Source organism: Brachybacterium vulturis (assembly GCF_002407185.1).
In the GTDB taxonomy this organism is placed as follows: Bacteria; Actinomycetota; Actinomycetes; order Actinomycetales; family Dermabacteraceae; genus Brachybacterium; species Brachybacterium vulturis.
Map to the genome: position 1 here is coordinate 3,739,329 of NZ_CP023563.1, position 13,433 is coordinate 3,752,761.

The following is a 13,433-nucleotide window of genomic DNA, read 5'->3' on the forward strand; positions in this document are numbered from 1 at the left end:
AGACCCTGCTCGGTGGCGGTCATCCGAGACTGGACTCGAACAGGCTTCGCGTCGCGATCTCCTGAGGCGGTGTGCTGCCTGCGTCGACGAACGACTGCCAGAGCCGCAGCGCCTGGCTCGGAGTCACGAGCCCGCGCCGGCGCGCGAATCGGATGAGCTTCCAGGTCCCGACGCATTCGATGGGTTCGGCCCAGCGCATTGCCGCACGGTCATCGGTCACGAACACCGCACGAAGCCTGCGCTTCTGGATGAGCGTGATCGATTCCGCCTCACCGAGGTGCTGCTGTGGATGATCACCGGGGGACGCCATCTGTCGGCGCAGCTGCCTGATCGCGGCGTGCTCTCCACTGTCCGCAAAGAGCGGATCCCCGAGCAACTCATCTGCTGCATCGATCAAGCCCGGAAGCTCGAGCTGGCGCTGCTTCCGCTGGCATTCGTGACGAATCGACGCTGTCCACCGCACGTTGCCCCGCAGGAGTGGGCCGAGTACGGGGATCAGCCCGGGCCGATAGAAGTTCACGAGGACCGACGTGTCGTGGAAGAACAGCAGAGGCGAGTCAGTCATCGCATGTCACCCGAGCAGCGCGGCGATCGCGTCGTCGGAGAGTTCCATGGCGCCATCCGGCTCGTCCACCTCGAGGGAATCCGAGGGGACGCCGAGCATCCAGGCGAGCGTCCCTTTGCCGACAGCACCCTCTGCGATTCGCTCGAGGTGCGCCTCTTGGAGCCAGGCCGGGAAACGGCGCTCTCCCGCCTCGGTCATGCGCCGAGTGATCGGGTCCCCGGCATTCGCGCCTGTCCAGTGCCGGCGAAGAAGCTTCTGAGTGGTCCAGGCCAGCGCCGTTTCGACCTCGCTGGACGGCTCGAGCCCATGAGCATTCAACCGTCGACGGAGTGCATCGGTCGAGACGCCCCAATCCCAGACCAGCTGGGCGAGCACGGGAAGTCCTGCCCGGCCCCAGTCCATCTGACGCAGGCGTGCCTCGGGAAGGAGAAGCTCAGCGGCGAAGATGTTCGCCGCCCGCTCTCTCGTCTCGAATCCGCTCGCTCCCGGGATGACGCCCTCATGGCCGAGCACCAGATGGCCGAGCTCATGGGCGAGCGACCAGTTCTCGTGGAACCAGTTGCCGCTTTCCGGAAGCAGGATCACGGGCCGACCATCGATCTTCAACGAGTACGCAGTGCTGAGCCCGCCGAGGCGCACCACGTCGACCTCGATCTCGGCGAGATGAACGATGAATCGCCGGACGAACCCCTCGGGGAGGAGCCGCCTCATCTGCTCGACATCGGTGGGAAGAGCTGCACCAGGTCGGGCGGTCCCGGCTTGCGCATACGCGAGGCGGACATCGTCGAGAAGCGCCGTGTCGCGCTCGAGACCATCGACGCTCCGAGAACCGGTCTCGTGATCGAAGGAGTGGCGCGCCGAGAGCACGAGTCGATGCGGATCAGGAGCCCCGGTGATGAGCTCGTGCACATCGGCATCGAGTTCTGCGGCGATGGCAGCGAGTTCGACGGCGGCGAACCCCCGCTGATCGTTGAGCGCGCGAGACAGCGAGTCGGGGGTCATCCCGACCTGCTCCGCGAGCTGCTTCTGCTGCATCCCGGCACTGCTCATCGCGGTGCGGACGCGGCCACCGATGGTCGTCATGGCCCCCACAGTACGCGCCGATTGGGATAATCCCAAGCACGTGTGGATGGCCTCACGCTCCCCACTCCGTGACGTGGAATCTGGCCAGGCAGGCAAAGGCCCATGCACCGATGTGGGCCACCGCGGAGTGGAACGGCACCTCGCACCGCACGAGCACGTGCGAGCACGAGGTGGCATCCCGTGCGCACGACGAAGCGCGCCCGGGCCGCGCAGTGCGTGAGCCTCTCAGGCGGCTCCGCCTCGGCGCCCGGGAACCGCTCGGACGCGCACCGTGGCCCACGCGACCACCCTGCGATGCGCCCCCACTCCATGCCGGAGCACCGGCGGTACGCTACGGACGCCGCCCCTCGACAGGAAGGAGAACGACGTGCCGGAGCCCGATGATGCGCAGCGGTCCGAGGAGCACCTGCCCGCGCCGGGGGTCGAACGCGGCCGGTTCGGCGCCACGGAGCGCCGCACGACCGATAGGGACACCCGCCCGCCGTCCTCGAGCACGGAACTGCGCACCAAGGGCCCTGCGGACTTCGCCGACCGTTCGAAGCCGCGCATCAACTGGTTGGTCTTCATCAGCGCCTCGCTGATCATCCTGACGTTCTCGCTCTGGGCGATCCTCTCCCCCGACCACGCCGCCGGGACGATGAGCCTCGCGGTGAAGTGGATCTCCGTGAACCTCGGCTGGTTCTACGTGCTGACCATCACGCTGGCGATCCTGTTCGTCCTCTGGGTCGCGCTGTCCAAGGAGGGCGGCGTCCGGTTGGGACCGGACCACTCCCGGCCCCAGTACAACCTGTTCACCTGGGTGTCGATGCTGTTCGCCGCCGGCGTGGGCATCGACATGCTGTTCTACTCCGTGACCGGCCCGGTCACCCAGTACATCGCTCCCCCGTCCGTGACGCCGGAATCCGCTGAAGCGGCGCAGGATGCGGTGATCTGGACGATGTTCCACTACGGCATCGCCGGCTGGTCCGTCTACGCCCTACTCGGCATGGCGATGGGGTACTTCGCCTACCGCTGGGGCATGCCGCTGTCGATCCGCGCGGCCCTCTACCCGCTGCTCGGCAAGCGCGTCCGGGGCCGGATGGGCGACGCGATCGACGTCTTCGCCCTCGTCGGCACCGTCTTCGGCGTCGCCACCTCGATGGGCATCGGGGTGGTCCTGCTGAACGTGGGCTTCTCCCTGCTCTTCGGGCTGCCCGAGGGCCTGTCGCTGCAGATCGCCCTGGTCGCCGTCGCGGTCGCGATGACCATCGCGGCCTGCACCTCGGGGGTGGATCGGGGGATCCGCATGATCTCCGAGCTGAACCTCTGGGTGGCCGGCGCGATGATCGCGTACATCCTGATCAGCGGGAACACCGCGTTCCTGCTCAGCACGATGGTCGAGAACATCGGCCGCTTCGTCTTCACGCTGCCCGAGCGGACCCTGGAGACCTTCGGGTACGTCGAGGGCGGCGCCGAGTGGATGAGCAGCTGGACCCTGTTCTTCTGGGCGTTCTGGCTCGCGTGGGGGCCGTTCGTGGGCCTGTTCCTCGCTCGCATCTCCCGCGGACGCACGCTGCGCGAGTTCGTGATCGCGGCGATCACCGCGCCGGTGCTGTGCGACTTCCTCATCGTGACGATCTTCGGCAACTCCGCGCTGCGCAAGGTGCTGGACGGGGACTCCGAGTTCGCGGCCCTCGCGATGGCCAACCCGCAGCACGGCTGGTACGCCCTGCTCCAGTCCCTCCCCGGCGCCAGCTTCCTGATCGGCCTGGCCACCCTCTCCGGCATGCTCTTCTACCTCACCAGCGCGAACTCCGGCGCCATGGTGATGGCCAACTTCTCCTCCTCCATCCCCGATCCGGCACAGGACGGCGCGAAGTGGCTGCGCATCTACTGGGCGCTGGTCACGGCGGTGCTGACGATCGGGATGCTGATGGCCGGGGGCGTGCGCACGATGGAGCTCGCGACGCTGATCTTCGCGCTGCCGGTGACGATCATCGTGTATCTGGTGATGGCGTCGTTCTCGAAAGTGCTGCGGATGGAACGTGCCGAGCGTGAGGGGATCACCCGGCGCACGCCCCAGGTCGCCGCCCACGGCGGTCACGCCCCCGAGAAGACGTGGCGGCAGCGGCTCGCGCAGATCCGGTCCTACCCCTCCGAGCGCGCCGTCGCACGGTTCGAGACCGATGTGGTCTCCCCCGCGCTGCGGGACGTCTCGGCGGAGTTCACGACGCTCGGCTACACGGCCTCGCTCACGGTCGGCCCCGGAGCCGGCGGCGCCATCTCCGAGTACACGCTCCTGGTCACGATGCCCGCAGGACAGCGGGACTTCCAGTACCGGGTCGCACCCGTCCAGGCCGCCGTCCCCACGTTCGGCGCACGCAGCATGTCCCGGGGAGCGGATGTGTACTACCGCCTCGAGGTCTTCACGCAGACCGGCTCGGAGGGGTACGACCTCATGGGGCTGACGTCCCAGCAGGTGATCGACGACGTCATCGATCGGTACGAGGCGCATCTGGCGTTCCTGCAGTACTCCAACGAGCACGCCTACGAGTCCGTGATCACGCCGACCCACGTGCCGCACAGTGATCCCAACCCGCACGTCCCCGAAGAGCCGGACGACGTGGAGCCGATCGAGGACCGGCAGTAGCAGGTCCTCGTGCGGGTCAGCCCCGCGAGGGTCGCTCCGCCCGGGCATCCGTCTATGTGCGTCGAGCCGGGCTGATGGCCGGCTGGAGAGCAGCCGGAGCAGTCCCCCGCGGTGTCACGGGTAGAACGGGTAACCCGGGTACACATATCCGGCTCCCCAGAACGGCGTAAAGCCGTAGTAGCCGTACACGCTTTCGTAGTAGGGAGCCTGATCGACCAGATCCGGATCATAGGCCGGGGCTCCGGCGGCATGCTCACGGGTCTGGTCGATGTGCACCTCCTCGGCGTCGATGGCGGTGATCGCGTCGACGGGGATGAAGGTCTCCTCCTGGCCGATGCCCAGGAAACCGCCCGAGGCGACGTCGAGGAAGCGGACCTTGTGCTCGTCGCTGTCGATCATCAGCTCATCGACCTTGCCGATGTCTTCGCCGTTGCGGTCTTTGACGTGCCGGTTCCGGATGTCTTCCTCGCGGTCAGCGACGGTCTGGTCGATGTCGCTGAGCTTGATCAATGTCCTGGCGTCTGCAGTGGCCATGATCGAACCTCCTCATCGGTGGGGTGGATCACTGTATGACGCGGGAATCAGGGCCTTCAAGGGCAGGAGTGTCAAGCCCCGGTTCTGGTGGCGGGTCGGGGTCGCGGGCGGCCCGGACAGAGCCACGGGACGTGAAGCTCGCCGAGAATCTCGGCGATCATCGCCCGGTCGTTGCGCTGCCCACCGACCATCCCCAACGGGCGACCGCGGCCATCGACGGCCTGGTGGAACTTCGCGGTCAGGCCACCGCGAGAGCGGCCGATGCCATGACCGGGCGGCTGTCGGTGTGGCCGAGGCGGGCCAGGTGCGCGCTGAGCTCGGGGTGGAGGATCCCCCGGCGCTTCATGCTCCCGCTCCGTCCAGCTGCGGCAGCTCATCGTCTGTGCCGGGGTAGCTGGGCTGGGCGCCGTGGCCGGTGGCCGCGAAGGCACCGACCTGGGAGGCGAAGCGGGCGGCGACCGGCAGGGACTGCCCACCGGCGAGGCCCACGGCGAGCGCACCGATGAACGCATCGCCGGCGCCGGTGGTGTCCACCGCGGTGACCGGCGCGGCGGGGATGCGGTGGGACCCGTCGGCGTCGGCCACCAGCGAGCCCTGCGCACCCAGGGTCAGGACCACGGAGGCGATGCCGGCGTCGCGGAGGGCGCTGGCGATCTGCTCCGGCTGCTGCGTCGGGTCCGTCTCCGGGCTCAGCTGCGCGAGGACCAGGGCGGCCTCGTGCTCGTTGACCACCAGCGGGTCGGAGGCGCGCAGCACCGCCGGATCCAGCTCCATCACGGGGGCAGGGTTGTGCAGGAACCGTCCCTGCACGTGAGCGGGCAGGGCCTCGATCCCGCCGCGGGGGATCTCGCCCTGGCACACCACGATCGCCGCGCCCTCGAGCACCTCGCGAGAGGCTTTCACCTGGGCGGCGTCCACGGCGTCGTTGGCGCCTCCGATCACCACGATGGTGTTCTCGCCGTCCTCGGCGACGGTCACGATCGCCAGGCCCGTCGGCCCCTCGACCTCGCGCACGCCGTCCAGGCCCACCCCGGCCGCGCGCAGGCCGGACAGGCCCACCTCGGCCTGCGCGTCGGTGCCGATGGCGCCGATCATCTGCACGCTCCCGCCCAGCTTCGCGGCGGCGACGGCCTGGTTCGCGCCCTTGCCGCCAGGCGTCATCCGCCCGCCCCGGCCGTGGAGGGTCTCCCCCGGCCGGGGATGGCGGGCCACCTGGGCGCTCAGGTCCACGTTGATCGACCCGACGACCGCGATCATTCCGGCGGGGCTCATCCGAGCTCGCCTGCGCTCTCCTCGGTGAGCCCCTCGACCTCGCCGGCCCGCCCGGCCAGCCACTGCTCGTAGGTCGGTCCGGCCAGGATCGCCTCGGGGCCGGGGAGCATGCCGCCGCGCGCCATGGTCTCGCTCCCGGGCACGCCGACGACGGGGATGTCCTCGCCGCGCGCGGCCAGCAGCCGACGGGCCTGGTCGAGGGTCCTCTCAGGCTGCGGTCCGGCGATCTGGGCGAGTGGGGCCGGCTCGGCTGCGACGGCCTGGGTGACCAGCAGCTCCGCCACGGCGCGGGTGTCCACGCTCTGGGAGCGCACGTCCATCACCTCGTAGTGGTCGCCCGCGCGGCGCAGCTGACTGCCCACGAAGTCATGGAACTGAGCGGCACGCACGATCACCGCTCCCGGACAGTGCTCGCGCACCGCGTGCTCATGGCGCAGCTGTGCGCGATAGAAGGGATAGTCCTGCATGTGGTCGATGCCGAGGATGGAGATGGCGACGGTGCGCGGCACCCGGGCCGACATGGCGTGCTCGCCGAGCACGCGGGCCGCTTTCTCGTACCAGGACCCTGCGCTCTCGTCGAGCTGCGGGGGTTTGAGGCACTCGATCAGCGCGTCGGCACCATGAAGCGCGGCGGCGAGCCCCTCACCGGTCATGACGTCCACACCACGGGCACGCGAGATCTCGCGGACGTCGTGACCGCCACGACGTGCGGCCTCGACGACGGAGCGGCCCAGGGTCCCGGTCGCGCCGGCGATGGCGAGGGTGAGACGGGGCGCGGCCGCGCCGTCCCGGAGCGCGTCACTCATCGGTGACCTCGCCGGCCCCGGCGAGCGCCGCGGCAGCCAGCGCCCGGGCCGGCGCGGAGACCACGTCCCGGTGCCGCGACACCTTTCGCGGAGCGAGGCTGCGCAGCAGGCTGGCGACGCTCAGATCACGGATCGCATAGCGCGAGACCGGCCCCTCGCCCTCTCTCCATCCCAGCTGCGTGAGCAGTCCTGCGACCGCGTCGTACGGCTCGTCCTGTCCTTCCGGGGTGGTCGCGATATGCAGGAGCAGCGCGACGGCCCCGGTGCGTTCGAAGCCGTCGGCGGAGGGGATCAGCGTGCTCGCCAGGAGCGACCACAGGGCGTCCGGCTCCGTGCCCGCCGCGGCTGCGGCCCGGGTGAGCAGCAGCTTCCCCTTGTACTTGCGCAGGAGCTTCAGCGTCTGGAGGCTCTCCCGGAACGTCAGCAGAGGGAACGCGAGGCTCTCTCGATTGTTCTTGCCGATCCAGGACGCCATCTCGGGCAGCACCAGGGAGGCGGCCTCGGTGTCCGCCGGCTTCATGTATCCGGCGGATGTCAGCGGGATGCCGCCGTTCCCGGCACGGTCGACGAACCACAGCACCGGGCGCAGCGCCGCCTCCCGCTCCACAGCGTCGAGGGGCTCCGGCGGGGCGAGGAGCGCGGCGGCGCGCACGGCGACGTCGCCATCCGCCGGGGTGCGCCGGGCCGCCTCCATCAGCGTGACCAGCGCCGGGTGGAGGCCGAGGTCCTGCGGCGCAGCAGAAACGTCCGCCAGCGCCTCGTTGAGATCCTCGAGATCGAAGGCGGCGGGGTCCTCCAGCACGTCGGCGAGGTCCTCGGCCTCGGTCAGTCCGCCGCAGTCCTCGGGCGGGGCGGCGCGCCTCCCACCGGTCGCGACGGCCCGCGGGGTCTCCTCGTTCGCCGGTCGCACATTCTCGACCTTGAGCTTCAGATGCCAGCTGTCGCCGTAGTCGTAGACGTACTCGAGCCGGTCCCCGACCTCCTGGAGGACCTCGTCGAGGCGTACCTCACCGAGCGGGAGGCCCTCGTCCTCCCCTTCCTCGACGTCGAAGGGGCACAGGAACAGCTGCGAGGAACGATCGAACGGGTCGCCGCCGAGCGCGAAGCGGTACAGGTGGTAATCCCACCACGAGAACGCGGCCTGCAGGACCTGATGGATGGTGGCGAGGCTGAGATCGGAGCGCAGCTCCAGCCGCCGCCAGATCGGGGGCGCGGCGTGCCGGAGATCCACCCGCACCGTCAGCACCACCGGGGCGGAGAGTTGTGGCCGGCGCAGATCGGGGCGAGCGGGCGCCCTGAACGGATCGGGACCGGAGGCGAGCAGGGCTCCGATCGCGGCACGTGTCTCGTCCGTGGACATCCCCGCGAGGATCTGCTCGAAGCGGCGCCGGATCTCTTCGTCGTCGTCATGCTCGGCTGGCATACGGCCAGGATACGGGGCGCGGGGTGCCGGGCAAGAATGCTCCGAGCCGTCCATCGGCATGACGAGGGACCTTGCACCCTTGCGGAATGCTCGATGCGATATCACCAAGTGCCCCCGAGCCGGCCATCTGCTCCGGCGTGATGCCGTGGATGATCGCGCTCACCCGAGGGACGTCGCCGAGCCCTGAGGGCGGCGTGAGCGGCCAGGACCGGTTCTGGACAGCGACCGGGCCGAGGTCAGCGATGAATGGCGAGGCCGTGCCGCTCGGCCGCGAGGGCGAGCTCGCGATCATAGGTCGCGATCGCGGAGACGTCCGTCCCGTACAGCAGCGCGGTCGACAGGTGCAGTGCGTCCATCGCGCGCAGCCCCGCCTGCAGGGACAGGGCGTGGTCGATGATCTCGTCGTCGACCGCATCGAGCTCCACGCGGCGCAGGATCGCCGCGACGTCCTCCAGCGCTCCCCCTCGGCGGAGCACGGTCGCCTGCAGCTCGACCTCGAGCAGCCGCGAGGACAGCAGCTCGGTCCCCTCGGCGAACAGCGCCTCGACCTCGCTCACCTCGGGCTCCCGGCTGAGGAGCTTGTACGCCGCGGAGGTGTGCAGATAGATCACGGCCGGTCTCCGCGCATGTCCTCGAGCATCTGCTCGGTGCTCCATCTGCGCAGCGGGCTGCGGATCTCCGGGACGCCTCGCTCCGGCGCGGGGCGGAGCGCCCCGGTGGCGAGTCGGCGCGCCCGGCGGTCCGAGGGCACCGGACTCAGCTGGGCGATGGGGCGGCCGCGATCGGTCACGGTGATCTCCTCGCCGGCTTCGACGCGGGCGAGGACGCGTGCGGTCTGCTGGTTCAGCTCAGTCCGGGTCACGTCGGCCATGACACCACTGTACACATGGATACTAGTTCTAGTACATGGGGGGGGGTGCGGATCGTCGGCATGGAGGAGCTCGTCCGGCATCGGATCGTCGAAGGAGGAGTGGTTCCCGTCCCTACGCTACCCAGCGGAGCCTCGGCGATGGAGATCCGGACGAAGCCCCTGCCGGTCGCGGCGTCCAGCTGGGTGATCGCGCCGTAGACGATCACCTGGCGGTTGAGGTGGTCATCCGGTGCCTTGGCGATCTGCGCGAGGGTGCGCTCGTCCAGCTCCTCGTCGGCGCTGAGATCCGGCGCCTCGGTCGGCGCGGGGCTCGGCTCCTGTGTCGGCTCGGGGGTCGCCTACTGCGTGGTGACGGGCTCCTCCTCAGCGAGCGACTCATTCTCCGTCATCGGGTCCGCCTCGGGGGAGGCCTCCTCCGCCGGGCCCGACGGCTCGGCCTCGGTCTCGGTCTCCGCGTCCTGGTCGACCTCCTCGGTTCCCTCCGCAGCGACCGTCGGCTCCGAGGTGCCGGGATCGTTCGGGGTCAGCACGAGGCCGACGAGCGCGATGGACGCCGCGATCGATGCCAGAGCGCCGACGGCCGCGGCCAGCGCAGCGACACCGCGGTGGCCGGTTGAGGACGGGGCACGTCTGCTCCGTTCGAGACTCATCCGGTAAGCCACATGAGTCCCCCGCGGGCCAATCCTGGCGCCGGAATCGCGGGGACATCGGCCGTGGCATGAGCTCGTCACCAAAGTTCGAAGTTCCTTGCATATCACTGCTAAACTGGGGCCATGACCACACCGCTCCGCATGCCCGCCACCACGGCGACCAAGAAGGGTGCCGGCTTCCTCGCGGAGAAGGCAGCCGAGCGCACCGTCGTGCTCACCAATCACGGCAAGCCCACCGCCGTCGTCATGAGTCCTGAACGGTTCGACGAGCTCGAGCGCTCCCTCCGCCACGCTGCGGACCAGCTCGTGCAGTCCGCCAGCACGCTCGTCGCCGAGAAGTCTGAGTTCCGCTCCGTCGACGAGGTGCGAGAGCGGCTGCATGCGCGCCGGTGAGCACCTCCCGGACGATCAGGCAGAGCTGGTCCTGTCCACCCAGGTCGAGGAGTGGATCGCCGAGAACGTCGACCACTCCCAGTGGGATGAGGTGCTCGACGACATCGTCGACCTTTTCACCAGGCCATGGGGCAAGCACCCCCTGTCCAACCGGTCCGCGACAGACCAGCTCGCGGGGCTGAACACGACCGCGACGCTACGTGGCGAGTACCGCCTCGTGTTCCGCTCTTCCATCTCACCGGACGGCACCGGTCTGCTCGAGATCATCGCCATCGGACCGCGCAGCGAGAACCGGATCTATGACGCCGTGAACGCCCTCATCGCCAGCGGCACGCTGGACGAGGACGTGGTCCAGAGCATCTGGGACATGCTCGAGCTCTACGAGCTGACTGCCCAGAAGCACGGCCTCGAGCTGTGGGACTACCGGCCCGAACCCCCGCCCGACGGGCTCATGAAATCCGCCGTCGCGATCGGCGCTCTCACCCAGGAGATCGCCGAGGTGCTGTCGATCGACGAACTCAACGCGGCGATCGCGAACGCGTGGGACCCCGACACGGGACAGCTCGACCCTCCCCGAGCATTGGCAGCCGCACTGGAACGGGTGGCCGGCAGCCCCGACCCCGAGCGCCTCATCGCCCTGAGGGAAGAGCCACGTTGCGGCGCGGCCATGCCCCGCGCGAAGGCGCCGTGCATCCGCCGCCGCGGCCACGCGGGTGCCCACCGCGCAACACTCTGACGTACCCGGGGCTCGACAGAGCTTCCCCAGCGGCGGACCTGCGGTCCGGGACCGCGAGCTGCTGAGCGCCCCGGGCCACAAGAAGGAGTTCCTGCGGGCTGCCGGGCGGGCGTTCACCGGCGCGTGAGCCGGGCGCTCTGGCACGAGGTGTAAGACGCAGAAGATCCGTTGGCCCTTGGCTGTCGCCGCCCGAGCCGGAGCCAGCCCCGGCAGCGCCCGCGCCCGCCGGCCTCACCATCACCGGGGAGTTCCGGGCCGCGCTCGATCATCTCCACGCCGGCCACCACCTGTTCCTCACCGGCAAGGCGGGCACCGGCAAGTGCACGCTGATCCGCCACTACCTGGAGACCACCGCGCGGCGCACGATCACGGTCGCGCCCACGGGGATCGCGGCGCTGAACGTGGACGGATACACGGTCCACCGCCTGTTCTCCTTCCCGCTCGGCGTCACCGAGGAGATGGTGCGCGGCGGCGACTACTACCCGGGGCGCTTCGCGACAGCTCTGAAGTAGCTGGACACCCTCATCGTCGATGAGGCCTCGATGGTGCGGGCGGACCTGTTCGACGCGCTCACCGCAGCGCTCGAGCGGTTCGGGCCGCGGCCGGGCACCCCGTTCGGCGGGGTGCAGCTGGTGCTGGTCGGGGACCTGTACCACCTGCCGCGGGTGGTCACCGATCACGAGGCGGCATGGATCGAGGAGCGCTTCGGCACCCCGTTCTTCTTCTCCGCCCGCTCTTTCGACGCCGCGACCTTCCCGGTGGTGGAGCTGGGCACGGTGTTCCCCCAGCTCGGGACGAACATCTGGTGCATCTGCTGAACGCGATGCGGGAGGGGACGCTGCTGGAGGACGCCCGCGCCGAGCTGAACCGCCGCACCGATCCCGACTTCGAGCCGGGCCTGGACGAGTTCTGGTTGACTCCGGCGACCACGAACCGGATCGTCGGCGCCCGCAACCGGCAGATGCTCGAGCGCCTGCCCGATGCGCCGCAGACCTTCACCGCGCAGCTCAGCGGGGACTCCGACGGGTTCGAGCACCCCACGGAGGTTTCGCTGTCGCTCGCACTCGGCGCGCAGTTCATGATGCTCACCAACGACGGCGCCAGCCGCTGGGTGAACGGGACGCTGGGCCGGATCACCGCGATCGGCACGGATGACGTCGCGATCAGGAAGCAGGTGGTCGCGGAGGAGCGGGAGCGGCTGGGTGCGGAGCCAGTCGCGGGGTGAGCCGCGGTCTCCGGACGGGCCCGGGGCCGAGCCTCCCGAAAGATCGTGTGCTCCGGCCCCAGGATTGCAAACGCCACGCTGTCAGGTCCAGCGTCGTCATCGCAGGCGACCACGTCCGACGGGCGCCCGCGTCACATCGTCGACGGTGAGGACACTGCGACCCACGCTGACCCGTGGGTCAGTAACCGCTGGTCCCGTCGAAGAGCTCTCCGAAGCGGTCTCCGAGCGACGGCGCCTCGGTCCTGCCCACGGCAGTGCCCTGGAAGGTGTCCACGTAATCGTCGTACTTCATCGTCACAGGCTCCTCATCGCCCCAGGGGTTCACCACGGTGACCGTGCCGTTCTCCACGTCCACGGCGGAGACCTTGTACGCATGTTCACCGGCGATCTCGTCATGGGCCGGTTCGGTGATCCCGCCGGTGTCCGCGGTCATCGGGCGGCCGTCCTCGAGCAACTGCGATCGTGTTCCATGGCACAGTAGATTCGATCTCGGGCGAAAGGAATGGGGAGTGGCCCCCATCAGGAAGGCAGCGATGACGAGACCCGGCGCTACGGCCTCGCGCAGAGCACGCCTCGCCCGCCGGGGACGGATCCTCCTCGCAGCGGCGGGCGCGGTCCTGCTCAGCGGATGCTCGCTCCTCCCGGTCGGAGAGGACCCGAGCACGGAACCCAGCGACCAGACGACCACGACGCAGGCCGCACCGAGCGAGGGCACCCTCCTGCCGGAGGGCACGGCCGCGGTCGATGTGACCGCAGGCGAGATCGTGCAGGTGTCCCTGCCCGAGGGATCGCTCGGCGTGGGCGACTACTGGGGCGTGGTCTCCGTGGGCGATCCCGCGATCGTCGAGGCAGACGTCGCCATCGGTGAGAAGGTGTTCGGCGTGGAGCCGGCGTCCGACAGCACTCAGGCCCCAGGCGGCACCCAGCAGTTCGCCGTCGAGATCCACGGGCTCGCCGCTGGTGAGACGACGGTGCGGGTGCTGTATTGCACGCGGACCCGAGAGGTCGAAGAGGACTGCGACCAGAGCCACGGAACGCTCGAGGCACCCGTGGAGCCGGTCGAGATCTCGGTACGGGTGGCCTGAGGCGATCACGCGGAAGGTTCCGAGGCAGGGACTCACCACCGAGGACGACCACGAGGCGCCCGTGGCGGCGGGGTGCTTCGCAGCGGCGTGAGGGTCTGGTTCAGCGAGCCAGCTCTGCTGCTGCGGTCGGCCGTGAGGTCCTCATCGGACAGCTCAGCGCC

16 protein-coding genes and 1 pseudogene are annotated in these 13,433 nt (G+C 69.7%); 6 read left to right on the forward strand and 11 right to left on the reverse strand.

Annotated elements, in window-relative coordinates:
• Nucleotides 1-19 precede the first annotated feature (19 nt).
• The gene (locus CFK38_RS16800; protein WP_096804098.1) at nucleotides 20-565 is read right to left on the reverse strand and encodes a hypothetical protein; all 546 of its coding nucleotides are present in this window, start codon (nucleotides 563-565) and stop codon (nucleotides 20-22) included.
• Between the two features lie 6 nt (nucleotides 566-571).
• Complete coding sequence (locus tag CFK38_RS16805; RefSeq protein ID WP_338025013.1) at nucleotides 572-1,825, reverse strand: helix-turn-helix domain-containing protein; 1,254 nt, start codon at nucleotides 1,823-1,825, stop codon at nucleotides 572-574.
• 190 nt (nucleotides 1,826-2,015) lie between these two features.
• Here CFK38_RS16805 and betT point away from each other — a divergent pair, with 190 nt between their 5' ends.
• Nucleotides 2,016-4,277: a choline BCCT transporter BetT gene (gene betT, locus CFK38_RS16810; protein ID WP_096804099.1), complete on the forward strand. Its 2,262-nt coding sequence runs from the start codon at nucleotides 2,016-2,018 to the stop codon at nucleotides 4,275-4,277.
• Between the two features lie 114 nt (nucleotides 4,278-4,391).
• Here the strand turns inward: betT and CFK38_RS16815 are convergent, their stop codons facing one another.
• The 8 genes from CFK38_RS16815 to CFK38_RS16845 all read right to left on the reverse strand — a co-directional run bounded on the left by CFK38_RS16815 (nucleotide 4,392) and on the right by CFK38_RS16845 (nucleotide 9,833).
• Entirely contained in the window at nucleotides 4,392-4,811 is a 420-nt protein-coding gene (locus tag CFK38_RS16815; RefSeq protein ID WP_096804100.1) for a PRC-barrel domain-containing protein, read from the reverse strand.
• A gap of 238 nt (nucleotides 4,812-5,049) precedes the next feature.
• The gene (locus CFK38_RS17430) at nucleotides 5,050-5,157 is read right to left on the reverse strand and encodes an RbsD/FucU family protein (RefSeq protein WP_218192321.1); all 108 of its coding nucleotides are present in this window, start codon (nucleotides 5,155-5,157) and stop codon (nucleotides 5,050-5,052) included.
• Nucleotides 5,154-6,083 carry a ribokinase gene (locus tag CFK38_RS16820; protein ID WP_096804101.1) on the reverse strand — a complete coding sequence of 310 codons (930 nt, stop codon included), beginning with the start codon at nucleotides 6,081-6,083 and terminating at the stop codon, nucleotides 5,154-5,156. Before CFK38_RS16820 ends, CFK38_RS17430 begins: the two co-directional genes overlap by 4 nt.
• Entirely contained in the window at nucleotides 6,080-6,889 is an 810-nt protein-coding gene (locus CFK38_RS16825) for an SDR family oxidoreductase (RefSeq protein ID WP_096804102.1), read from the reverse strand. The genes CFK38_RS16820 and CFK38_RS16825 overlap by 4 nt, the downstream gene beginning before the upstream one ends.
• Nucleotides 6,882-8,312, reverse strand: coding sequence for a plasmid pRiA4b ORF-3 family protein (locus CFK38_RS16830; protein ID WP_157773523.1), 1,431 nt, complete (start codon nucleotides 8,310-8,312; stop codon nucleotides 6,882-6,884). Before CFK38_RS16830 ends, CFK38_RS16825 begins: the two co-directional genes overlap by 8 nt.
• Nucleotides 8,313-8,548: 236 nt before the next feature.
• Complete coding sequence (locus tag CFK38_RS16835) at nucleotides 8,549-8,923, reverse strand: type II toxin-antitoxin system VapC family toxin (RefSeq protein WP_157773524.1); 375 nt, start codon at nucleotides 8,921-8,923, stop codon at nucleotides 8,549-8,551.
• Nucleotides 8,920-9,183 carry a type II toxin-antitoxin system Phd/YefM family antitoxin gene (locus tag CFK38_RS16840; RefSeq protein ID WP_096804105.1) on the reverse strand — a complete coding sequence of 88 codons (264 nt, stop codon included), beginning with the start codon at nucleotides 9,181-9,183 and terminating at the stop codon, nucleotides 8,920-8,922. Before CFK38_RS16840 ends, CFK38_RS16835 begins: the two co-directional genes overlap by 4 nt.
• A 338-nt stretch (nucleotides 9,184-9,521) precedes the next feature.
• Nucleotides 9,522-9,833 (reverse strand): hypothetical protein, encoded by a 312-nt coding sequence (locus tag CFK38_RS16845; protein ID WP_096804106.1) that lies wholly within the window; start codon nucleotides 9,831-9,833, stop codon nucleotides 9,522-9,524.
• 123 nt (nucleotides 9,834-9,956) lie between these two features.
• Here CFK38_RS16845 and CFK38_RS16850 point away from each other — a divergent pair, with 123 nt between their 5' ends.
• From CFK38_RS16850 to CFK38_RS17845, 4 genes and pseudogenes are all read left to right on the forward strand, one after another.
• The gene (locus CFK38_RS16850) at nucleotides 9,957-10,226 is read left to right on the forward strand and encodes a type II toxin-antitoxin system prevent-host-death family antitoxin (protein ID WP_096804107.1); all 270 of its coding nucleotides are present in this window, start codon (nucleotides 9,957-9,959) and stop codon (nucleotides 10,224-10,226) included.
• Nucleotides 10,213-10,962, forward strand: a complete 750-nt coding sequence (locus CFK38_RS16855; protein ID WP_096804108.1) for a hypothetical protein — start codon at nucleotides 10,213-10,215, stop codon at nucleotides 10,960-10,962. The genes CFK38_RS16850 and CFK38_RS16855 overlap by 14 nt, the downstream gene beginning before the upstream one ends.
• A gap of 329 nt (nucleotides 10,963-11,291) precedes the next feature.
• Nucleotides 11,292-11,780: pseudogene (locus tag CFK38_RS17840) on the forward strand (DEAD/DEAH box helicase family protein).
• Complete coding sequence (locus CFK38_RS17845; protein ID WP_338025014.1) at nucleotides 11,768-12,187, forward strand: hypothetical protein; 420 nt, start codon at nucleotides 11,768-11,770, stop codon at nucleotides 12,185-12,187. Before CFK38_RS17840 ends, CFK38_RS17845 begins: the two are co-directional and overlap by 13 nt.
• Nucleotides 12,188-12,365: 178 nt before the next feature.
• Here the strand turns inward: CFK38_RS17845 and CFK38_RS16865 are convergent, their stop codons facing one another.
• The gene (locus CFK38_RS16865) at nucleotides 12,366-12,620 is read right to left on the reverse strand and encodes a hypothetical protein (RefSeq protein WP_096804109.1); all 255 of its coding nucleotides are present in this window, start codon (nucleotides 12,618-12,620) and stop codon (nucleotides 12,366-12,368) included.
• Between the two features lie 100 nt (nucleotides 12,621-12,720).
• Here CFK38_RS16865 and CFK38_RS16870 point away from each other — a divergent pair, with 100 nt between their 5' ends.
• Nucleotides 12,721-13,272, forward strand: a complete 552-nt coding sequence (locus tag CFK38_RS16870; RefSeq protein ID WP_096804110.1) for a hypothetical protein — start codon at nucleotides 12,721-12,723, stop codon at nucleotides 13,270-13,272.
• Nucleotides 13,273-13,433: the final 161 nt, after the last annotated feature.

What these genes read in the sequence shown, in the direction of transcription:
- CFK38_RS16800 (WP_096804098.1), bottom strand. Translation starts at nt 565, where the DNA reads ATGACTGACTCGCCTCTGCTGTTCTTCCACGACACGTCGGTCCTCGTG.
- CFK38_RS16805 (WP_338025013.1), bottom strand. Translation starts at nt 1,825, where the DNA reads ATGCCACCTCGTGCTCGCACGTGCTCGTGCGGTGCGAGGTGCCGTTCC.
- CFK38_RS16815 (WP_096804100.1), bottom strand. Translation starts at nt 4,811, where the DNA reads ATGGCCACTGCAGACGCCAGGACATTGATCAAGCTCAGCGACATCGAC.
- CFK38_RS17430 (WP_218192321.1), bottom strand. Translation starts at nt 5,157, where the DNA reads ATGAAGCGCCGGGGGATCCTCCACCCCGAGCTCAGCGCGCACCTGGCC.
- CFK38_RS16820 (WP_096804101.1), bottom strand. Translation starts at nt 6,083, where the DNA reads ATGAGCCCCGCCGGAATGATCGCGGTCGTCGGGTCGATCAACGTGGAC.
- CFK38_RS16825 (WP_096804102.1), bottom strand. Translation starts at nt 6,889, where the DNA reads ATGAGTGACGCGCTCCGGGACGGCGCGGCCGCGCCCCGTCTCACCCTC.
- CFK38_RS16830 (WP_157773523.1), bottom strand. Translation starts at nt 8,312, where the DNA reads ATGCCAGCCGAGCATGACGACGACGAAGAGATCCGGCGCCGCTTCGAG.
- CFK38_RS16840 (WP_096804105.1), bottom strand. Translation starts at nt 9,183, where the DNA reads ATGGCCGACGTGACCCGGACTGAGCTGAACCAGCAGACCGCACGCGTC.
- CFK38_RS16845 (WP_096804106.1), bottom strand. Translation starts at nt 9,833, where the DNA reads ATGAGTCTCGAACGGAGCAGACGTGCCCCGTCCTCAACCGGCCACCGC.
- CFK38_RS16850 (WP_096804107.1), top strand. Translation starts at nt 9,957, where the DNA reads ATGACCACACCGCTCCGCATGCCCGCCACCACGGCGACCAAGAAGGGT.
- CFK38_RS16855 (WP_096804108.1), top strand. Translation starts at nt 10,213, where the DNA reads ATGCGCGCCGGTGAGCACCTCCCGGACGATCAGGCAGAGCTGGTCCTG.
- CFK38_RS16865 (WP_096804109.1), bottom strand. Translation starts at nt 12,620, where the DNA reads ATGACCGCGGACACCGGCGGGATCACCGAACCGGCCCATGACGAGATC.
- CFK38_RS16870 (WP_096804110.1), top strand. Translation starts at nt 12,721, where the DNA reads ATGACGAGACCCGGCGCTACGGCCTCGCGCAGAGCACGCCTCGCCCGC.